Source organism: Cytophaga hutchinsonii ATCC 33406 (assembly GCF_000014145.1).
Lineage (GTDB): Bacteria > Bacteroidota > Bacteroidia > Cytophagales > Cytophagaceae > Cytophaga > Cytophaga hutchinsonii.
Map to the genome: position 1 here is coordinate 1,262,720 of NC_008255.1, position 20,514 is coordinate 1,283,233.

19 protein-coding genes are annotated in these 20,514 nt (G+C 41.0%); 16 read left to right on the forward strand and 3 right to left on the reverse strand.

What is annotated here, in order from left to right:
• Positions 1-77 precede the first annotated feature (77 nt).
• Positions 78-824: a 3-oxoacyl-[acyl-carrier-protein] reductase gene (gene fabG / locus CHU_RS05300; RefSeq protein ID WP_011584477.1), complete on the reverse strand. Its 747-nt coding sequence runs from the start codon at positions 822-824 to the stop codon at positions 78-80.
• Between the two features lie 374 nt (positions 825-1,198).
• On the opposite strand from fabG, the gene lpdA reads away from it, so the two are divergent.
• A complete protein-coding gene (lpdA, locus tag CHU_RS05305) occupies positions 1,199-2,593 on the forward strand; it encodes a dihydrolipoyl dehydrogenase (RefSeq protein ID WP_011584478.1) in 1,395 nt (464 codons plus the stop codon).
• A gap of 106 nt (positions 2,594-2,699) precedes the next feature.
• Here the strand turns inward: lpdA and CHU_RS05310 are convergent, their stop codons facing one another.
• Entirely contained in the window at positions 2,700-3,854 is a 1,155-nt protein-coding gene (locus CHU_RS05310) for an NAD(P)/FAD-dependent oxidoreductase (RefSeq protein ID WP_011584479.1), read from the reverse strand.
• Between the two features lie 365 nt (positions 3,855-4,219).
• On the opposite strand from CHU_RS05310, the gene murI reads away from it, so the two are divergent.
• The 15 genes from murI to CHU_RS05385 all read left to right on the forward strand — a co-directional run bounded on the left by murI (position 4,220) and on the right by CHU_RS05385 (position 19,203).
• Positions 4,220-5,020, forward strand: coding sequence for a glutamate racemase (gene murI / locus CHU_RS05315; protein WP_011584480.1), 801 nt, complete (start codon positions 4,220-4,222; stop codon positions 5,018-5,020).
• 181 nt (positions 5,021-5,201) lie between these two features.
• The gene (locus CHU_RS05320; RefSeq protein ID WP_011584482.1) at positions 5,202-5,777 is read left to right on the forward strand and encodes a Crp/Fnr family transcriptional regulator; all 576 of its coding nucleotides are present in this window, start codon (positions 5,202-5,204) and stop codon (positions 5,775-5,777) included.
• A gap of 71 nt (positions 5,778-5,848) precedes the next feature.
• Entirely contained in the window at positions 5,849-6,589 is a 741-nt protein-coding gene (locus CHU_RS05325; RefSeq protein ID WP_011584483.1) for an SDR family NAD(P)-dependent oxidoreductase, read from the forward strand.
• 225 nt (positions 6,590-6,814) lie between these two features.
• Positions 6,815-8,569 carry a tetratricopeptide repeat-containing sensor histidine kinase gene (locus tag CHU_RS05330; protein ID WP_011584484.1) on the forward strand — a complete coding sequence of 585 codons (1,755 nt, stop codon included), beginning with the start codon at positions 6,815-6,817 and terminating at the stop codon, positions 8,567-8,569.
• A gap of 360 nt (positions 8,570-8,929) precedes the next feature.
• On the forward strand, positions 8,930-9,148 hold the full coding sequence (locus CHU_RS05335; protein WP_011584485.1) for a hypothetical protein: 219 nt from the start codon (positions 8,930-8,932) through the stop codon (positions 9,146-9,148).
• A 29-nt stretch (positions 9,149-9,177) separates the two neighbouring features.
• Positions 9,178-9,555, forward strand: a complete 378-nt coding sequence (locus CHU_RS05340; protein WP_011584486.1) for a VOC family protein — start codon at positions 9,178-9,180, stop codon at positions 9,553-9,555.
• A 62-nt stretch (positions 9,556-9,617) separates the two neighbouring features.
• Positions 9,618-10,373 carry a DUF2185 domain-containing protein gene (locus tag CHU_RS18810; protein WP_011584487.1) on the forward strand — a complete coding sequence of 252 codons (756 nt, stop codon included), beginning with the start codon at positions 9,618-9,620 and terminating at the stop codon, positions 10,371-10,373.
• Between the two features lie 41 nt (positions 10,374-10,414).
• The gene (locus CHU_RS05350) at positions 10,415-10,918 is read left to right on the forward strand and encodes a YfbM family protein (protein ID WP_049755468.1); all 504 of its coding nucleotides are present in this window, start codon (positions 10,415-10,417) and stop codon (positions 10,916-10,918) included.
• Between the two features lie 34 nt (positions 10,919-10,952).
• Complete coding sequence (locus tag CHU_RS05355) at positions 10,953-11,738, forward strand: helix-turn-helix domain-containing protein (RefSeq protein WP_011584489.1); 786 nt, start codon at positions 10,953-10,955, stop codon at positions 11,736-11,738.
• A gap of 66 nt (positions 11,739-11,804) precedes the next feature.
• Entirely contained in the window at positions 11,805-12,134 is a 330-nt protein-coding gene (locus tag CHU_RS05360; RefSeq protein ID WP_011584490.1) for a hypothetical protein, read from the forward strand.
• A 5-nt stretch (positions 12,135-12,139) separates the two neighbouring features.
• Positions 12,140-12,628 (forward strand): DUF1772 domain-containing protein, encoded by a 489-nt coding sequence (locus CHU_RS05365; protein ID WP_041932599.1) that lies wholly within the window; start codon positions 12,140-12,142, stop codon positions 12,626-12,628.
• A gap of 298 nt (positions 12,629-12,926) precedes the next feature.
• Positions 12,927-15,422 carry a T9SS type A sorting domain-containing protein gene (locus CHU_RS05370; protein WP_177254164.1) on the forward strand — a complete coding sequence of 832 codons (2,496 nt, stop codon included), beginning with the start codon at positions 12,927-12,929 and terminating at the stop codon, positions 15,420-15,422.
• A 132-nt stretch (positions 15,423-15,554) separates the two neighbouring features.
• Positions 15,555-16,130, forward strand: a complete 576-nt coding sequence (locus tag CHU_RS05375) for a hypothetical protein (protein WP_143144082.1) — start codon at positions 15,555-15,557, stop codon at positions 16,128-16,130.
• A gap of 356 nt (positions 16,131-16,486) precedes the next feature.
• Positions 16,487-17,512: an RDD family protein gene (locus tag CHU_RS18815; RefSeq protein WP_049755470.1), complete on the forward strand. Its 1,026-nt coding sequence runs from the start codon at positions 16,487-16,489 to the stop codon at positions 17,510-17,512.
• 413 nt (positions 17,513-17,925) lie between these two features.
• Positions 17,926-19,203 carry a T9SS type A sorting domain-containing protein gene (locus CHU_RS05385; protein WP_011584496.1) on the forward strand — a complete coding sequence of 426 codons (1,278 nt, stop codon included), beginning with the start codon at positions 17,926-17,928 and terminating at the stop codon, positions 19,201-19,203.
• Positions 19,204-19,326: 123 nt separating this feature from the next.
• Here the strand turns inward: CHU_RS05385 and CHU_RS05390 are convergent, their stop codons facing one another.
• Positions 19,327-20,274 (reverse strand): hypothetical protein, encoded by a 948-nt coding sequence (locus CHU_RS05390; protein WP_143144081.1) that lies wholly within the window; start codon positions 20,272-20,274, stop codon positions 19,327-19,329.
• Between the last annotated feature and the right edge of the window lie 240 nt (positions 20,275-20,514).

Consider the following 20,514-nt stretch of genomic DNA (forward strand, 5'->3'; position numbering starts at 1 on the left):
AACCTATGAGGTTTTCTAAATAGAATAAGTGATAATTCAGTTTATAGATGAAGTTATTAAAACCTCAGAGGTTATAACTAGGTCAGCATTCCGCCATCAACCTGTAATACCTGTCCGGTAATGTATGTTGAAAGATCTGATGCAAGGAATACACAGGCATTCGCTACATCTTCACTTTTTCCGGCACGTTTCAACGGAATTCCGTTTTCCCATTCAGCTTTCACTTTCGGGTCCAGTACTTCCGTCATTTCTGTTTCAATAAAACCCGGGGCAATTGCGTTTGAGCGGATGTTGCGTGAACCCAATTCCTGCGCTACTGATTTTGTGAAACCAATGATACCTGCTTTAGAGGCAGCGTAGTTTGTCTGGCCGGCGTTACCGCTGATGCCCACAACAGAAGTCATATTTATAATAGAACCTGCTTTCGCTTTCATCATTGGTTTTAATGCCGCTTTTGTCAGGTTAAATACCGATTTTAAATTTACTTCCATAACAGAATCCCATTGTTCTTCTGTCATACGCATTAATAAGCCATCTTTTGTAATACCTGCATTGTTTACAACAATATCAAGCTGTCCAAAGTCTGCTAATACGGAAGTTACTAATTCTTCTGCTTCTGTATATTTAGATGCATCTGAGCGGTATCCTTTTGCTTTGATACCCAATGCCTGTAATTCTTTTTCTAATGCCTGACCTTTTTCAACGCTTGAAAGATAGGTGAACGCCACATTAGCACCTTCCTGTGCGTAACGCATCGCGATCGATTTTCCTATGCCTTTTGATGCTCCTGTTACCAGAGCAGTTTTTCCACTAAGTAAGCCCATTGTATGTTTTTTATTAATGTATTGAGGTCAAAGATACCTTCAGAAATTACAAATTCCAAAGAACAAATTCCAAATAGTTCAGCCTAAGGCCTAAAGCTAAATGCTTAAAGCTTTGCGCTTTTAACTTCAGCTCTGAAACACACAGATTGTGGCGAAATTACCATTGATTCTACCATCAATTCCCAAAAAGTTAAGTGAGGTAGATAAAATCAAGAGAGAAAAAGCATCAAGCATTAAGTATTAAGCCCGATCAAACAAGAGAGGTAATTAATTCGTAAACAGTTGATTGAGGAACAATTCCGCATTTTCTGGCCGATTCCTTTCTTATAAGGCTAAATCCCTTAAATTTGCACCGTAATTATAGATTTAAAGATATGTCAACAAAGTTCGATGTTATAGTGATCGGTAGCGGTCCTGGTGGATATGTAGCTGCAATTAGAGCCTCTCAATTAGGTAAAAAAGTAGCTGTAGTTGAGAAAGCAGAATTAGGTGGTATTTGCTTGAACTGGGGATGTATCCCTACAAAAGCTCTTTTGAAAAGTGCACAGGTGTATGAATACATCAAACATGCAAAAGAGTATGGTATCAATGTTGGAAACGCGGAAGCAGATTTTACAGCTGTTGTAAAACGCAGCCGTGACGTTGCTGCCGGCATGAGCAAAGGTGTTCAGTTTTTAATGAAAAAAAATAAAATCGAAATCATTGCAGGTTTCGGTAAACTGGTAAAAGGTAAACAAGTTGAAGTAACAGACGATAAAGGCAACAAAAGTCTGTACGGAGCTGATCACATCATTTTAGCAACAGGTGGCCGCGCGCGGGAATTGCCGAATGTTAAGATCGATAACAATAAGATCATCGGTTACCGTAAAGCCATGGTGCTTGAATCTAAGCCTGAGAGCATGGTGATTATGGGTTCCGGAGCGATTGGTGTTGAGTTTGCTTATTTCTATGCAACAATGGGCACTAAAGTTACGATTGTTGAATACCTGCCAAACATTGTTCCGGTTGAAGACGAAGAAATTTCTAAGCAATTAGAAAAAGAATATAAGAAGATGGGCATTAACATTATGACCGGTGCCGCTGTTGAATCCGTAGATACAGCAGGTAAAGGTTGTAAAGTAACCGTTAAAAAAGGTGATGCTACAGAAGTTATTGAATGCGATATTGTACTTTCAGCGGTAGGTGTTGCTACAAACCTTGAAGGTATTGGTCTGGAAGATGTAGGCGTTGCTACAGACAAAGGCCGTGTATTGGTTGATGATTATTACAAAACAAATATCCCGGGAGTGTATGCAATCGGAGATATTGTTAAAGGTCCTGCGCTGGCACACGTTGCTTCGCATGAAGGTATTATATGCGTAGAGAAGATCGCAGGTTTGAATCCTGAACCGATGGATTACGGCAATATCCCGGGTTGCACGTACTGTACACCAGAGATTGCTTCTGTAGGTTTAACGGAGAAAGCAGCAAAAGAAAAAGGATACGAATTGAAAGTAGGTAAGTTTCCATTCTCAGCATCCGGTAAAGCAAGTGCTGCCGGTGCAAAAGAAGGTTTTGTTAAAGTTATCTACGATGCAAAATACGGTGAGTTGTTAGGTGTTCACATGATTGGCGCAAACGTTACGGAGATGATTGCAGAAGCAGTTGTAGCACGTAAGCTTGAAGCAACAGGTCATGAGATCATTAATGCAGTGCACCCGCACCCGACAATGTCTGAAGCGATCATGGAAGCTACAGCGGCAGCATACGGTGAGGTGATTCACTTATAAGATAATACGAGCAAGTTATATTGGAGAAAGGCGCTGCAGAAATGCAGGGCCTTTTTTGTTTGAACCATCATTTTAAACATGTTCCTGATTTATGTGAATCTATGTGTTATTCAAACCTTGAATAAAAGTACCGGTTGATCCAGGGTACATTCGCCAGCCGGATCATCAAGTTGATGAACCAGACGCGGTCGCTGATCAGGCGCTGTAATACATAATGCTGACGGAACCGCTTAAACATTTTTTTGTGAATGCGCTGATCGTAGGCTTGCATACATGCTGCTGAAAAATCCGTGCTTTCAAAGCACCTGATGGCCTGTTCCGCCGCATACTTGCCACTCTCCATGGCTGTTTCAATGCCTTCTCCCGTAACCGGGTCAATCAGCGAAGCCGCATCGCCGCACAACATAAAATGCGCTCCTGAGATAGGCAGTTTCCTTGAACCCAGCGGCAGTCCAAAACCTTTTACAGTCTCCATTGCTTCCGCATCTTTAAACCGTTCTTTTAATTGCGGAACAGATTGTATGATCTCCTGCAGACTTTTTTTCAGATCAATTTTATTTTTTGAAATGATAGCTGATAAGGCGCCAAACCCTACATTTGCTTCCCCGTTCTTCAAAGGAAAGATCCAGAAATAACCGGGAAGAAAATCCTTGAGAAAAAAAATCTCAAGTTCATTACCGGCAGTATCACTGATATTACGGTAATACTGACGCACCGCGCCAACATAATGCTTGCGGTCCAGTTTTAAATGTGTAAGCTGCCTGGCCGCAACAGAGTGTGCACCGTCACAGCAGATCACTATAGCAGCATGCAGTATTGTCCCATCCTGCAAAACTACTTCAGCGCCTGAATTATCAATACGTACATCCGTTACCTTTGCCTGTTGAAAAACTTCAATGTTTTTTGCATTCGCTTTTTCAAAGAGCCAGTTATCAAAATCCAGGCGTTTGATACAATGTCCGCGTTTTGAAAAATTCAATACGATAGAACGAAATTCAGGACTATATACACGCGCTTTATTCACTACCGTTTTTTCTGAATAGAGCAGCAGTTCCTGTTCTAAGGAGGGATCAATCTGTTTAAGCACACGTTCTGCAACGCAGGATAATGCGTCTCCGCATATTTTATCCCGGGGAAAAAGCTCTTTTTCCAGTAAGGCAACAGTAAGGTTGCTTTTCTGAAGAGCAAGTGCAGCCGTAGATCCGGCAGGGCCTGCACCTAAAATGATTACATCAAACGATGTATTGGATGTAGGCTTCATATAAAAGGAAGTTAATAAAATGAGCTTTGTATGTTATGGGGAACAAAGCATGTATACAATATAGGAAATGTATGTGTGCTGCAATTTATTCAAAAAAAATATTTTGATCTGTACGTTTTTATTCATGGAATAATCATCATTTAGCTATCTATTGCTCAATTTACTGTTCTGTCATGTGTAAATCTCATATGTATAAGATCAGTATGATTGCTTTTGCAAGGGCATTATATTGAGTCGCTACATTGTGATGAACATGTATGCATGCATAATCTGTATGCAACATCAGGGATGAAAAAAAGTCCGGCTGATAGTACATTCTGAACTTTCTCCTTTATATTTATAGTACAATAATCACGCTTTTCTGCATGCACCAACCCATTGGCATCTTCGACTCCGGCGTCGGAGGCCTAACTTTATTGGATAAACTTGTTCACGCACTTCCTGCAGAGTCATTTGAATATTACGGCGACAGCGGCAACTGTCCGTACGGTACGAAGACGATAGAAGAGATCAGGCAGCATACCATACGCATCATGGATTATCTGATGCAGAAGCATTGTAAGATGATCATTGTTGCCTGTAATACCATTACAACAAATATTATTGATCAGCTGCGCAGTATATACCCTATGCCGATTGTAGGTATGGAGCCGGGTACCAAGCCTGCTTATGCCAGTTCGGCTAATAAACGTATCGGAATTCTGGCAACTGCAGGCACTATTAACGGGCAGTTGTACAACAGGACGTTGGAAAGCTTTAACGACAAGGCTTTTTTTATCAGTCAGATTGGTGCCGGATTGGTTGAACTTATTGAGCAGAATATTATTGAGCAGGCGCGTATGATGCAGCAGCTGGAGCCGCTGTTAAAACCAATGATTGATGCCCATATAGATACGCTGGTGCTTGGTTGTACGCATTACAATTATCTGACCAATGTACTTGCCGGCATGTTTCCGTATCCTATCGAAATCATTGATACAAGAGATGCTGTTACCAGGCAGGTGCAACGGATCCTGCAGGAAAAAGCATTGAAGGCAACCGGTACTGAAAGGTCTGTAACCATTACCACAACAGGCGACATGGAGATGTTAAAGCAGATATTGAAACGATTACATCTGAACGACGAAGTTGTTACCTTGGTTAAGGTATCAGCTTACAGCATGTAGCTTTTATTATTCCGGATTTGTAATGCGGAATCCGGATCATTACGGTTTGTAATCGTCTTATGCAAACCCATGTCATTTGTTGTGTTACACCTGTTTCTCTGATTTCGATAGTACAAATATCGGGCAATACGATACGTTATGTTTCTTTCGCACATTAACTGCATTCTAATATAAACGCTCTATGCATCATATAAATTCTTTAATAAACGTTTTCGAATCCGTACTGCCGCTTTCTGATACTGATAAAGCATTAATGGTTCAGCATACCTGTTTAGAGACGCTGAAAAAAGGAGCATTATATTGTGAGCAGGGCCGGGTCTGTAAAAAAATGGGGCTCGTGGTTGATGGTATATTTAAGGTCGTACGAACGAATGCTGCCGGTGAAGAGTATATTCTGTATTTTACAAATGAAGGTCATTTTGTGATCGATTTAGATAGTTTTTATACCCACACACCTGCGGAAGAAAAGATAGAAGCCTTAACGGAATGTGTTGTGATTACAATGACGAAAAACAGTTATGAATTTCTTGAAAAAGAAATTCCGGGTTTTCCCAGAATTGTAAGTACGCTTAAGGAGAAAGCATTGCTGGAGAAATATAAATTAAAAAGTGAAATGCTGGTAGACGATGCTGCCACAAAATATAATAAACTGCTGCAGCGCCAGCCTACCGTGGTGCAACGTGTTCCGCAAAGTCAGATTGCCTTGTTTCTGGGAATTACACCATACACGTTAAGCAGAATCCGCACCAGGAAATGATTTTTTGCCATATGGCAACGCTTGTTCATGTTCTGATATCTACTTTTGAACTTCAACAACAAAATCAGAACATGTATAAATCAGAAAAGAAAACAGCGCTTGTTACCGGAGCGTCAAAAGGCATAGGAGCAGAAATCGCGAAAGCGCTTGCCCGAAACGGATCAACCGTTATTGTAAACTATTCCACAGATAGAATCAACGCTGAAGCGGTTGTTAAACACATTCGTGAAAACGGAGGGGCGGCAACTGCTATTCAGGCAGACGTTACAAAAGCGGCAGAAGTAAAACGGTTGTTTGAAGAAGCCTGTCAACAGTTCGGTAAAATAGATACATTGATTAACAATGCAGGTGTCTATAAATTTGAACCCATAGAAGCAGTTACAGAAGAGGAATTTCACCGGCAGTTCAACAGCAACGTATTGAGTGTACTGTTGTCTGTTCAGGAAGCATTAAATTATTTTAACGAAGCTGGTGGAAGTATCATTAATATCGGTTCTGTTGCCAGTGTAAAAGCTACTCCGTCATCGCTGGTATATTCGGCAAGTAAAAGTGCCGTAGATGGAATAACCCGGATTTTATCAAAAGAACTTGGTCCTAAAAAAATCCGCGTGAACGCAATCTTACCCGGCCCCACTCATACAGAAGGCAACCGGATTGCAGGTACACCTGTGGAAGAATATATTGCAGCACAAACACCGCTGGGAAGAATCGGACAGCCCGCAGATATTTCCATGCTGGCGGTGTTCCTGGCTTCAGACGATGCTTCCTGGATCACCGGACAAAAAATATGTGTGTCAGGTGGATTTGATTAATCACTACATTTTTTAAAGTATTCATCTTGGTACAATGAAGTCAGTCTGCTTACGCGAGCCTGGCTTCATTTTTTCAACAGGTATATTTTTTGGTATTAAATAACAGCTATTTCAGAAACGGCAGAAGAGCCTATGCTGTACTTTAAATTACCGGTATATGATTTTTAGTATCCTGTTATTTGTGTATACTTGTTTATAAGATGAGTTCAAAAATAATCAGGTTGCATGCCAGGTAAGAAACAGGAAGTTCAGGAAGAATTGCTGGAAGAACAATTGGAAAAAGCCTATCAGGGCCGTATCAATAATATAAAAGAAAGTTTTGCCGGCGTGCTTTCTGTTTTAAAAACAGCAAATACAAAAAAGCTTGAACGCATAACTGCCCGTTCGCACAATTATCTGGGTTTGCTGCATATGATTCAGGGGAATCATATAAAATCAATTACACACTCCCGTCAGGCGCTGGAGTATTTTCAACGTGTTCAGAGCCTGAAAGACATTGCAGATGCTAAATTCAATATTGCAAGTTCTTTATATAAAACAGATAATTTTCACGATGGGCTGAAAGGTTTGCTGGAATGCAGGCAGATCTACAAAAGCATTGGTGAAGGCAGAAGTGAATGCCGCAGTTTAAAATCCATTGCAACCATATATGAATATTGGAGCGACGTCAATAAAGCGTTTCTCATCTATCAGGAATGTATTGATCTTGCTACCAGACACGGCGATCTTGCCATGCTTTCAAATGTATATAATCCCATGTCTGGTTTATACCTGAAGCGTGGTGATATTGAAACAGCTACCAAACTTTCCGATAAAAGCATTGCCATAAAGAAGAAAATTAAAGACGAGCGCGGACTGGCCTATTCGATCTATGGTAAAGGCAAAGTATTTTTTGCTCAGCAGAAATTTGCACAGGCTGAAACGTATTTTTTGCAGAGCCTGGAATTACAGCAGAAGTTCGGTGATAAACTCGGCGCGGGAATGGTATTAAATAAGCTTGGCTTAACCTATGTAGAGCAAAAAAAATATCTGCAGGCAGAAAAGATATTGAAGCAGGCCGTTTCACTTGCTGAAAAACATAATGTAAAAGTAAATGTATATAAATCGTATTACAGTTTGTATACCTTATACAAACTGCAGCATAAAGAATCGAACGCGTTGCAGTGCCTTGAACAGTTTGTTTTACACAAAGAAAATAATGTGCAGTCGCATACCTCAGATATCATCAGAAGTTATGAAGCTGCGAATGAGATATACCGGTTGGAGAAAGACACAAAAGCACAGATTGATTACCTGGAAATAGTACAGAAGAAAAATACCGAGCTGGATTCTTTTTTTTACAGAGTCTCACACGATCTCAAAGGCCCCATTTCATCACTTTTGGGATTAAATGAATTGATCGAAAAGGAACAGTTTGACGGTGAAGCGCTCAAGTATTTCAATATGTATAAAAAGCTCTCCACCCGTATCGATGCGATTGTCATGGACCTGATCACCATCACACGTATCAGCTCCGACAAGATTGTGCCGGTAAAGATTGATTTTATGCAGCTTATTGAAGACTGTATTCATTCGTATGCATACTTCGATAATTTTGAGCACATACAATTCAATATTGAAGTTGAAGAAGGTATTTCTTTCCAATCGGAATGGGTAATCGTAAATACCATTCTGCAAAATCTGATTGAGAACTCGATCAAATACATGCGCCACGATGTAAAGAAGCCTTATGTGTTTATACAGGTGTATACGCAGGGGCAGATGCTTTGCATTAAAGTGACAGATAACGGACAAGGAATCTCTGAAGAATACCAGGAAAAAATATACGAAATGTTTTTTCGTGCAAACGATAAAGCAGACGGTTCCGGTTTAGGTTTGTATATATTAAAGCGCGCCGTAGAACGTCTGCAGGGAACGGTTTCGTTGAAGTCCAAACCTGGCAAGGGAGCTGCCTTTACTGTTTGTATCAAAGGGGAATAACAGTGTTTTTTTTATTTAGAAAACGAAAGACTTTTATTTTCCTGGGATACCCGAACATGCCAGACATTATGCAACAGAAGGTATTGAAGTAAATTGTGTGGATTGCATAAACTGGTTTCAAGAATGGTATCCGCATGAATATAAGATTTTCATAGAAAAATAATTCATTAAATCTGTATAGCTCAGAACTCAGATTCATAATAATCAATTCTTCATAAGTTATTTTACTTAAGAGTTAATATGATTATTGCATTTTTACATATAAATCATGTAATTTTTTAATACAAGCGTGTAATAACTTATTCACTTTTTTTAGCAATCTTAATACAAATCAAACATGTTTAGTTAATTTATACAGCTATGAAAACTCAAAACAATAAAGAACCTAAGAAACCTGCGGCTACAAAAGATAAGCTGGAAAATAAAGATCAAAAAAATACAGATAAAAAGGCGGCCAGCCAGAATGATATAGGTATGCATGAATTCGATGAAGATCTTACCACAGAAATCCGGATGACCCCGCAACCCTTTGATAAAGCAAAGCCTGTGATCCGGGATAATGAAACAGACGGGCTTTAACACTAAACACATATCAAAAGTTAAACAAAATGGGACAAACAAAAATCCTGGGATTAAGAACAACGATTTATAAAGTAAGTGAACTGCAAAAAGCAAAAGAATGGTATTCGAATGCATTTCAAACCAAACCCTATTTTGACGAACCCTTTTATGTAGGATTTGATATCGCCGGGTATGAATTGGGACTGCAGCCGGAAGAACGCCCTTCTTTTGATAAAACAGCAAGTGTTGTTACCTATTGGGGTGTGGAAGATATTGAACAGGCATATGCTGATTTTATAAAACTTGGCGCTGCTGAAAACGAAAAGCCTGTAAATGTTGGTGGAGACATTGTTACTGCAACCGTTAAAGACCCATGGGGTAATGTGATTGGCCTGATCTGTAATCCGGAATTCAGGCTTATATAACCGCTGTATAGAAGTATTAAACAAACGGATTATATTTTCCGTACGATGAATAATCTGTTTTAATGAAAGAACTGGAAGGTAATGTATTTGAAAATTTTCCGGAGATCGGTTTACTGATGGTTTCAAAGATGGTGACGGAAGAAAAGATTCAGCCACGCTTTGTATACAGGGAAAAAAGGACACGGCCGGAAGATAGCGGATGGCGTATTTTTACAGGCTTTGAATCAGAAGACTATAATGATGATCCAGATAATATTGGTCTGTATGATGCTGTAACCATTCTGCAGATAGATCCGTCCCTTGAAGATATATTACTGAAAGGGATTGGAGCAGTATATGAAAAAGCAGAAGATGGTTCAGCATGGTACAAAGTTACAGACTTTGAATTGGAAGATGACTACATGGTTACACACCGGTTAACAGATGAATGGTCCATGCAGATCAATAATCTGTTTGAGCGTTCCGTAGAACAAGAAGGAGATTTGCTTTATACAACAGGGGATAAATCTGTACGGTTAGTTATCTGGAACGAAGTAAATAAAAACAAAGAAACGTTATACGAAGCATATAAAAATACCATTCAATATAGAGATCAGTCTGCAGCCCGCACGATCGATACATTTGATTTTTCTGATGATACCATTTTCCGTATTGGATATATGATCGAAGAACAGGATCAGGAAAAAAGCTATCACGTACTGTATGGTTTTTCGATTATTGATCACGAAGTATTGCAGCTGGCGTTTTATGTTGATGACCTGAAAGATCTGGAATGGGCTGTTTACACCTGGCAGCATATAGTGGTCAGTACATCGTAAAGAAGAATAAGCAACAGTAAGACCACAGAAATAATACCTATATGGACATGACCGGAAAGTACCTGCGGGTTTCACAGGCAGAGCTTGAAGCATATTTACAGGACAGAAGTATGCTTGAAGGCCGTATATACAGCGAAAATATTGCATCAGATCACAATCTTATTGACCTGGATAAAGCCTTGGAAGGCCTGTTCTTCCTGCTTACGGGCGCTTCTCAAACCACCATTGAAAAAGCAACAGAACCCTTAAGCCTGATTTTGACTGGAACGTTGATAATAGATCCGGAGCAGGATTCTGGATGTGGCCCTGTCACGTATATGACCAGTGAACAGGTTAAACGGATCAGTGCGGCGCTGGACAGGGTCACTGCCGATGCGTTGTACAGCAGGTATGATGCGGACAAAATGATGGCATTGCATATATATCCGGAGATCTGGAACGAGGACGATGCCATTGAATACCTGATAGAGAATTTTGATAGGCTGAAAGCTTTTTATAACGCGGCGGTATCGGAAAATCAGTCGGTGGTATTCTTTGTGTGTTAATTACAGGAGTTAATATAGCAGTGGACAGATATATATGGGAGATATTCAATACACCGTACGAGACGATCTGAAGCTTTTTGTAAACAGCATTATGGTACAGCAAAGTGCCGATGGAAATGCACGCTTTCGTTTGCCGTTATATGCAGATGGTTACCCGGGCATTATGTTTCAGCAATCGGAGAGTGGTTTTTTTCGCTTCCCTGAAAGCAAACAGCTGTCTGAATTTTTTTTGTACGGACAGACACTTGAACCTATTTCACTGGAGGTTCAGGGGACATATCGTTTTGTTGTTTTTCAGCTTTATCCGTTTGCATCAAAATATTTATTGGGTATAGACCCAAAAGAATTAAATGACGCATGTTATGACCTGATGCAGTTTCAGTATATAGATATGGAAGTATATTCCAAACAGCTTACAGCTGCTCCCGATCCGGAAAGTCTGATCGCGTGCATGTCTGATGGTGTTGCTGCTTTGATCGGTTTAAACAAGCCGCCGCATAATGACCGCATACAGCAAGCCATTAAACAGATCATTGAAACAGAAGGGCGCATGCGTATCAGCGATCTGAGCGAGGCTGTATGTTTATCCGAACGTACATTGGAAAGAAATTTTCTTGGTGAAGTTGGCCTGAGCCCAAAACAATTTGCAAAGATTATTCAGTTTCAGTCTTCATTAACAAAACTAACGGACGCAAATGCAGAAACATTAACCGCCATAGGGCTGGACAGCGGCTTTACAGACCAGTCACATTTTATACGGGTATTCAAACAATATACCGGACAAACTCCTTCCCAATACATAAAAAATCAGACCAGATAACATTGTCGGATTTATCCAATTTAATACCATGCTGCTGCTGTTTCTTTGTTATAAAATATAGCACAGATGAAATTGATCGTTCTGATAAGCATTGCCGTTAATCTTTTTGTTGGTTCAGTAAAACAACGTGAGGATCCTATACCTGTACATTGGGTAACAGCAGATTCAGCCGCACACTATAAGCTGGCTGCATACAAGCTTTTGCAAATAAAATGTAACGTATGCCACGAACAGCGCAACCGTAACGCTGTCTTTACCTGTAACAATATGAATGCCTGGGGCACGCAGATCAATGAGCAGGTATTTATAAAAAAACGTATGCCTAAAGGCAATGCCATTGTACTGACAGATGCCGATAGGCAACTGTTGAAAAAATGGCTGAACACCTTAAAATAATAGAAATGAAAACGCAATTCTGTATGATTGCAGCTATTGTATCTACTGGTATGATGGCGGGCATCTTTTTCACCTGGACAAATGCCGTAACTCCGGGTATCGGCAGGCTGGACGATATGGGCTATCTCACGGCATTTAAATCCATGAACAAAACTATACTGAATCCGCTGTTCTTTGTTCTGTTTTTTCTGCCTCTGTGTGCGATTCCACTGACAGCTTTTTTGAAGTATCAGGAAGGAAACCAGCCTGCGTGCATTCTGCTTGCGGTGGCGGCATTGCTGTATGTTGCCGGCTGCATCTGCGTTACGGTCTCCGGGAATGTGCCGCTGAATGATCTGCTCGAAAAGACAGATTTGATAAACAGTAATGTACAGCAGTTGACACAACTCAGATCAAGTATTGAAGTGAAATGGAATCTGTTTAACCTGATCCGGACAGTTGCTTCTGTAATGTCTTTTTCTTTATTAGTGATAAGCGTGTGCGTGAAGAGGTGATGATGGATAGGATCGAGTTGATCAGTTAAAAAAACGAAATGCTGATCCGCGCCTTTGTTTGTGTTTATCAAGATTCATAATAAATCCGGCTGGAAAGAAATACGGAATTGTGATGCCGAAAACACATTACAATATATACCACCCGCCCGGGTTGTATTCCCAAGCCCCGGATTTTAATCCCGGTATCCCGGGCCTCACCAATCTATTGTGCTTCCAGCAGTGCGGAAAAAATGGAATAATAATCCAAAGAAATCAGTACCTTGAAGCATATTTTCCAATACATCAATTTTATTCTTCTATGACTAAGGTTTTTTCTATCATTCTGTTATGTTCCGCTTTTATTTCTTCATCTGTTTCTGTTTACGCTCAGTTTAACAGAAGCGATACCAGAAGATCGGTTCCGTATACGGCCAATTATCAGCGTATGGCTACGGGTAATAATTCGGATCATAGTTTTGAGATCCGAAGCGGAGAGCTCTGGGGCTGGGGCTACAATAGCAACGGGCAGTTGGGGGATGGTACAACCATGGACAGACGCACACCTGTTAAAATCGGCATTGATATAAACTGGGTAGCTGTAGCTACCGGATCATCTTACACGCTGGCTTTAAAAGCTGACGGCACACTCTGGAGCTGGGGCAAAAACCAAAGAGGGCAGCTTGGCGATGGCACAACCATTGACCGGCATAGTCCGGTGCAGATTGGTACAGAGCAAACATGGACCGGTATTGCAGCCTGTTTTTCATCCGGAATTGGTATTAAAGCAAATGGCACACTTTGGACATGGGGCTTTAATAACGGCGGTGAATTAGGCATTGGAAACAACGATGAAAAACACACACCTGTGCAGGTCGGTGCCGATCAGAATTGGCTGTATGCCGTGGCAGGAAGCAATCATATCGTTGCTTTAAAGGTAGATGGTTCTCTTTGGGGCTGGGGTTTAAATGAAGCAGGAGAAATAGGTAATGGAAATACTGTTCAGCAGGACAGTCCCGTGCGTGTTGGTACAGACAACGACTGGACAACGCTTGCTGCCGGCTCAAATCATACACTTGCTATAAAATCAAACGGAACCTTATGGGCATGGGGGCATAATGTACGTGGGAATCTTGGCAATGGAACGGCTACACTTGATCCGGCAACACTTCCGGTACAGGTCGGAACGGATGCCGATTGGATAAGAGTTTCTGCTGGTCTGGATCACAGTGTTGCATTGAAAGCCAACGGAACTCTCTGGGCCTGGGGCTACAATGTACGCGGACAGCTGGGTTACGGATCGGGTACAGATAAACACCTGCCTGTGCAGATCGGCACAGCACATACATGGGTAGCGATCAATGCCGGCACATACCACACCATCGGAGTAAAAGCTGACGGCAGCCTGTGGACATGGGGAGACAATACAAACGCACAATTAGGTGACGGCGGCACCGCAGATCAACCTGTGCCGCACAGCATCAGAACGGCACCCGATGACTGGATCTCCATTGCCGCCAGCAATGCATTCAGTATGGGCCTGAAAGCGAACGGAACAATCTGGACCTGGGGATTAAATCCATTTGAGACGGACGGCCAGTATAAAAACAGCAGTCCGGTACAGACAGGTTCCGATCAGAACTGGAAAAGTATTGCCACAGGCAGTAATTATATATTGGCACTCAAAGCAGATGGGACACTTTGGGCCTGGGGCGATAACTTTTCCGGGCAGTTGGGCGATGGAACCGAACAGCCCAGAATGCTTCCGAAACAAATAGGAACGGCAACAACCTGGGTAAGCATTGCCGCTGCCAGTGGTGTACAAAGTTTTGGTATTCAGGCAGACGGTTCATTGTGGAGCTGGGGCCATAATTACGATGGGGAATTAGGTCTCGGAACAAATCTTAAAACACTTGTACCTACCAGAGTCGGCACCGGTACTGACTGGATCAGTATTAAAACCGGTGTCGGGCATACCTTGGGCATTAAATCAGACGGTACCCTGTGGGGCTGGGGTACAAACAGACAGGGGCAGCTGGGCGATGGTACGCTGGTGAACAAGTATGTGCCGGTACAGCTCGGGACAGACCGGGACTGGATCAATATTGCCGGCGGAACGATTCATAATATTTGTCTCAAATCAAACGGAACGCTGTGGGCATGGGGCAGGAACAACTATGGCCAGGTAGGAACAGGAAATTTAATTACCCAGGACCGCATGGTTCAGATCAGCGCAGAGCAAAACTGGATCGACGTGTATGCATCGCTGGATCAGAGTTTCGCGATCCGGGCTGATGGCAGCCTTTGGGCATGCGGCTTAAACAGCAGCGGACAATTGGGCGACGGTACTTCGGTAGACAGGGCAGCGATGGTTGCCGTAGGCACCAATCAGAAATGGATAAGCCTCGCAGCCGGCAATTATCATACGCTTGCCTTGCCGGTAAACAGGATTCAGTATTGCGGTACAGGCACTGCGTATTATGGTGAACTGGGAGATCATGTCTTTGATAATCCGAATAAAACAGCATTCGATTGCCTTGATAACAATATTACTACACCAATCAATATACAGGACAATAATCATGCACCGGTATTGCTTGTGTATCCCAATCCATCGGCCGGTTCCTGCACCATCATCGGTAACAGAGATGCCATGTATATCATAACCAATGAACTCGGCCAGATGATCCGCTCCGTTTCCTTAACAGAAAACAATCAGTACGCGGTAACAATTGAAGGATTAAATACAGGAATGTATTTTGTTACAGGTATAAATAATCCGCATGCAGGCAATTTGAAATTTATTGTCTTACAGTAGGTGCGACCCTTGCGATCGCCCCTGCTGTACGACAATAATTGCAATAAATGATGTTTTTGATTCATGCAGATGATTTTAATTAACTATTTGCTATTTTATTTCCTCTTAACACTTTTATTATTAAATCCGTTTATGAAATACATCCTTTTTAGTGTGCTTACAGGAATATTGTTTTCGTGTGGCAGCCATTCAGATACACAAAATCTTGAAATAAATACAGAGCCGTACGCTGATTCTTTACAGCAAACCACAGTAGTTACAAAGGAAAGCGAAGCCGGGAAAACAGATGCAGAAGTAATGGTTGATGTGCTGGTAGATGTACTGGGCAATAACATTGCCGAGAAAAGGAAAAAAGACAGCGCTAAGTTTGCGAACCGCGAGAAGGTTTGGGTATATCAGATTGGTTTAGCTGAAAAAAATGAACAGCAATTGTGGAAGGTGTATGACCGCATTAAAAGCATGGGCAACATTTATGCGTTCAAACAATCAGACGATTCCTACATCCTGATTTGGAATGATTTTTATACACAGGAGCAGCTGATCGATTCGCTGTATCATTTTAATATGCGGCTGAGTAAAGCCGGAGTATCAGATATCGCAAAGCCCTATGATATCATGACGGATTGTAAACTAAAAGAAAAGGTGGTGCATACCGGTGGTATTAAAAACAGCAAAAAACAGGTAATGCCCTGCCTGATGTGTGATTAAGGAACACCAGCCATGCATATGCATGTAGGGGCGAATTGCATTCGCCCTGTTGGAATAGGTTGTAGCCAGTGTTATTTTTTTAGTACAACACAGCGTACACATGAAATGGGAATTTAAAATCCAGCAGGGATCAATCGAAAAAATAGAATAGTAATATACATAAGATGAATAGAGAGAATGCATTTTCGCATAAGTTGAAAGAGAAGACCGACGTATGAAGGGGCGAATTGCATTCGCCCTGTTGGAATAGGTTGTAGCCAGTGTTATTTTTTTAGTACAACACAGCGTACACATGAAATGGTAGTTTAAAATCCGGCAGGGATCAATCGAAAAAATAGAATAGTAATATACATAAGATGAATAGAGAGAATGCATTTTCGCATAAGTTGAAAGAGAAGACCGACGCTGAAGTTAAAGAGTATATTGATAACAGAGAGAAGTATTCGGCAATTGCCGTTGAAGCAGCTATTTGGGAATTAGAAAGCAGAGGCATTCAATATGAGGCGGCTGAAAACATTCAGAAAGAAATGAATGATAAAAAGAATGCTGCCCTCGAAAACGAAATGATCCAGACAGGTATTGCCGTTCAGCTTGTTCCCCGTAAAACAAGGCTTATTCATTTTATAATTGACGGATTTGCACTTCAGGGAATTATGTACGTGGTAGATCTGATTCCATTTGTTGAGTTGAGTCTGATATTTTCATTTATGCTGATGCCGTTGTATTATGTTTTCTTCGAATACTATTTTCAATGGACACCCGGCAAGCTGGCTACTGAATCAGTTGTGGTAAATGCAAATGGTTCTAAGCCTGATCTCAGAAGTATTATCTTACGAACATTTATCAGGCTTATTCCCTTTGAAGTTTTTAGTTTTTTACCTTCTCCATCAAGAGGCTGGCATGATAAGTGGTCGGATACATGTGTCATTCAATCTGCCGATGTTACAAAACTTCGTGAAAAGAACGGTCAGTACAATCTTGCTCCGGAAGAAAGAAAGATAGGTGTATTTGTTTATGTATGCATCGCTTTATTTATTGTGACTGTTGGAGCTGGTGTAGTATTATCAAAGATCATGACAGAAAAAATAACTGCCGAAGGCGCGTATTGGTTGAAAGAATCTAATGAGAAGGATGCAAAGAATATTCTCGGTACATGGAATACGAATGATGCAGAACTGGGTAAATTAAATTTTGTAACAAGAGACGTCGTTATCTCTAATGGCAGCAGAAATCTTAATTATAAAATTGAAAACCGGATATTGATCATTACAGATAATAAAGGCTTTTTAAAGAATATGATTATTGTAGAAAAAGTACCAGCGACTTTAATATTACTGGACGCAGACAATCCGGAAAATAAACTTGTATGGACTAAATTGTAGTTGTATTTGTTTTGAAACCAAAATCAGTATTCGCTCTGTTTAATAATGCGATCCCGTTTAAGTACGAAGACAGTATGGCAACAGTATGAGCAGTGGACGCATACAGCATGCAAAGACTCGGGAAAAAGACAGGAACAAGCATGGTACAGGTATCACGTTTGTATCATACAAGTAGGGGCGAATTGCATTCGCCCTGTTCGAATTGCATTCGCCCTTTTTTAAAAGCATTCGTTCTGTTTAAACAAATGCGCCCTGTAACGGTTGTATTATTAACATAAGATACCGTTGCTGTTATCTTATGAAAGCAGAAAGATGTTTCAGCCGTTTTTATTTATTTAATAGGATCTATAGTATTAACCCGGAAGGTGTTTTTGCGTATAGTGTACTATCTTTTAAATTAATCCTGTTACAGAATGAAAAAATTTTACGTATTTCTTTTAGCTGCTGCGATGACTGCTACAGCAAATGGCCAGTCACAGACTAGGGTGTTGGAATTTAATGCAACAACAGATCTTACAGACAAATTCAATGATGACGGCAGTCCGGAATTTACAAATGAAGCATCGGGTGGTATCGGTAATTCGGGTTCTATTAATGTTCCCGATGGTTCTTCAGATTTATGGACAACCAAAGAAGGGTATAGTGTATCGGGTGTTGGGGATAAATATGTTGTAGAAGCTTTTTTTAAAGTGGCAGCAAATTCCGGTTACGGTGGTGTAGGCCTGGCTGTGAATAGTCAGAATGAAAATAATTCTCCCGGTTATGCGGCACAGGGGTTAGGCGTTACGTTTCATGGCGGCGGCGGTTCGTTTCACAGTAATGCAGAATCATTCACATTGGATTGGTACAGTCAGTCAGGCGATCTGGTACTTGGCAACTGGTATAAATTAGTCTTCACCGTTGAATCGGTAGATGCTGATACCTATGACCTGAACATGAAAGTATACAATGCAGACAGTGATGGTAACGTAGGTACAATATTTACGGAACAATCAGAAGATGGTGTTGTAAATGCAGACATTGGCGGAGCAAGTACATTACATACCTATTTTTCTTCCAACGGAAGCAGAATGCAGACAATCGATAATTATAAAATTACACTTGAAGGAGGGATCAGTATTATTGAAGAAGGCGCACCCGTAGTTATAACTGCTGACGTTAATATGGTTGAATCATCTGCTGCTTCAAGCGGGGGAAACGTATTAAGCGAAAATGGTGCTGCTGTTATAGCGCGCGGTGTTTGCTGGAGCACAACATCCATGCCTACAATTGAAGATAATAAAACAGAAGATGGAACGGGAGCAGGAGCGTTTACTTCTGCCTTAACCGGCTTAAGTGCTTCTACAACCTATTATTTAAGAGCATATGCAATCAATGAATCCGGAACTTCATACGGATCAGAAATTAGTTTTACAACCGCTCCCGTTACAACAGGTGTAGTGAAAAACAATGCAGGTGTTATACAGGTATTCCCGAACCCAACGAATAAAGAAGTAGTGTTAACATTATCTTCGGCACCGGCAACTGTTCAGGTGAACGTAATGGAAGCAAACGGACGCGTAGTGAGCAGAAAAGAATTTAATGCAACAGCCAATCTGGATATTGAAATTGACGGAATAGCCGGAATGTATTTTGTTGAGGTAACAACATCAGACAATAAAAGCTCGATGATAAAAATCATAAAACAATAAAAGTAAAAGTAAAAGTAAAACGCCGTACAGGAATTTCCTGTACGGCGTTTTACTTTTATGGCGTTAGCGTCAGATTTAAAAACGGATTATTAAAATCCGGTAACTGCATACCGTTGCAATGATTTACCTGCTAACGGTATACAGCAGCTGCTGTATATCCTGATCCAGCAGTTTGATCGCTGCCTGCAGCTGGTTTAGCATGTTTGCACGGGTTTCTAATAGTTCTGCCGTGTATATACCTCCCGATCCAAATAACAGATCAATCTGTCTTGCCGTTTTTTTTGTAGCACCTTCTTCCAGCTGATTGTATTCTTTCCAGCGTTCACAGATATTGTTTATAATTGGGTTTTGTTTGTTGTTGCTGAATTCTTTGTGCGTTAACAGATACCAGATAGTTGCCGGATAATACCTTGAATGCGCTGGTTTGTACCAGATATCCGTCAGAAGGTTTCTGGGATGCAGGTATTCTGTTTTGCGGGAAGATATCAAGGCAGAGAGGCCAAGTGCTGCGCTGCCTGTTCCGCCTGTAATAGCCACGGCATCCGACGTTTTTTGAAGTTTAATAAAAACAACGGAAACTGCTGTTAGCGCACCCAATGTAATGGAGGCAACGGTAAGTTTAGTTACCTGTTTATTTTGCTTCGCAGACATATAATCGGAAAGCTGTTCAGCCCGTTCTCCTTCACAATCCAGTTCGGCCGCAATGCCCGCAATTTCTGTCCGACAAATGATCAGGCGGTTTGCAATCTCCTGTTTTTTTGTCAGTATCGCTACGTTTGTCTCTAAAGATGGGGTAGAAGTATACTGTTTTTTTAATGCGGCAAGTTCCAGTAAAGCGGTGAGCGTGCCGGTTGCATTCGCAAGATGAATCGTCTGGGTGGAATAGTGTTTCTTCAGCGCACTATCCGTCTGAATAAAATCCGGGATAGAAGCATAAGGCACATTTACAGAATCTGATGTATAGCTGTCGTTGGGATAACAGTAATTAAATGTTTTTGAACCGGGCATGGTTGCCATACAGGAACACATAAAAAACACCAGGCATATACAGGCAGTAAAATGAAATTTCATGGTCAACTACATATGTACGGATACTAGTAAGAAAGGTTAAATATACGGGTTTAAGAGGTGAAATAGGTCTCTGAAAAAAAGTGTTTTTACCTCTATAAGGTGGTAAAATGTACATTTTTTATATGCATCTTACGTATTAGTATAATCATAAATATTCTGTTTTAGCAGTAAAAAGACTCTTTTTATTAATTTTTTCAATAAAAACTTGGATTATTTGTATTTTAATTACAAATAATTGTA

Coding starts and splice junctions, on each gene's coding strand:
- CHU_RS05385 (WP_011584496.1), top strand. CDS start 17,926: ATGAAAAAATTTTACGTATTTCTTTTAGCTGCTGCGATGACTGCTACA.
- CHU_RS05355 (WP_011584489.1), top strand. CDS start 10,953: ATGGGAGATATTCAATACACCGTACGAGACGATCTGAAGCTTTTTGTA.
- CHU_RS05370 (WP_177254164.1), top strand. CDS start 12,927: ATGACTAAGGTTTTTTCTATCATTCTGTTATGTTCCGCTTTTATTTCT.
- CHU_RS05375 (WP_143144082.1), top strand. CDS start 15,555: ATGAAATACATCCTTTTTAGTGTGCTTACAGGAATATTGTTTTCGTGT.
- CHU_RS05310 (WP_011584479.1), bottom strand. CDS start 3,854: ATGAAGCCTACATCCAATACATCGTTTGATGTAATCATTTTAGGTGCA.
- CHU_RS05350 (WP_049755468.1), top strand. CDS start 10,415: ATGGACATGACCGGAAAGTACCTGCGGGTTTCACAGGCAGAGCTTGAA.
- CHU_RS05365 (WP_041932599.1), top strand. CDS start 12,140: ATGAAAACGCAATTCTGTATGATTGCAGCTATTGTATCTACTGGTATG.
- CHU_RS05330 (WP_011584484.1), top strand. CDS start 6,815: ATGCCAGGTAAGAAACAGGAAGTTCAGGAAGAATTGCTGGAAGAACAA.
- CHU_RS05320 (WP_011584482.1), top strand. CDS start 5,202: ATGCATCATATAAATTCTTTAATAAACGTTTTCGAATCCGTACTGCCG.
- CHU_RS05325 (WP_011584483.1), top strand. CDS start 5,849: ATGTATAAATCAGAAAAGAAAACAGCGCTTGTTACCGGAGCGTCAAAA.
- CHU_RS05360 (WP_011584490.1), top strand. CDS start 11,805: ATGAAATTGATCGTTCTGATAAGCATTGCCGTTAATCTTTTTGTTGGT.
- CHU_RS05390 (WP_143144081.1), bottom strand. CDS start 20,274: ATGAAATTTCATTTTACTGCCTGTATATGCCTGGTGTTTTTTATGTGT.
- lpdA (WP_011584478.1), top strand. CDS start 1,199: ATGTCAACAAAGTTCGATGTTATAGTGATCGGTAGCGGTCCTGGTGGA.
- CHU_RS18815 (WP_049755470.1), top strand. CDS start 16,487: ATGAATAGAGAGAATGCATTTTCGCATAAGTTGAAAGAGAAGACCGAC.
- murI (WP_011584480.1), top strand. CDS start 4,220: ATGCACCAACCCATTGGCATCTTCGACTCCGGCGTCGGAGGCCTAACT.
- CHU_RS05340 (WP_011584486.1), top strand. CDS start 9,178: ATGGGACAAACAAAAATCCTGGGATTAAGAACAACGATTTATAAAGTA.
- CHU_RS18810 (WP_011584487.1), top strand. CDS start 9,618: ATGAAAGAACTGGAAGGTAATGTATTTGAAAATTTTCCGGAGATCGGT.
- CHU_RS05335 (WP_011584485.1), top strand. CDS start 8,930: ATGAAAACTCAAAACAATAAAGAACCTAAGAAACCTGCGGCTACAAAA.
- fabG (WP_011584477.1), bottom strand. CDS start 824: ATGGGCTTACTTAGTGGAAAAACTGCTCTGGTAACAGGAGCATCAAAA.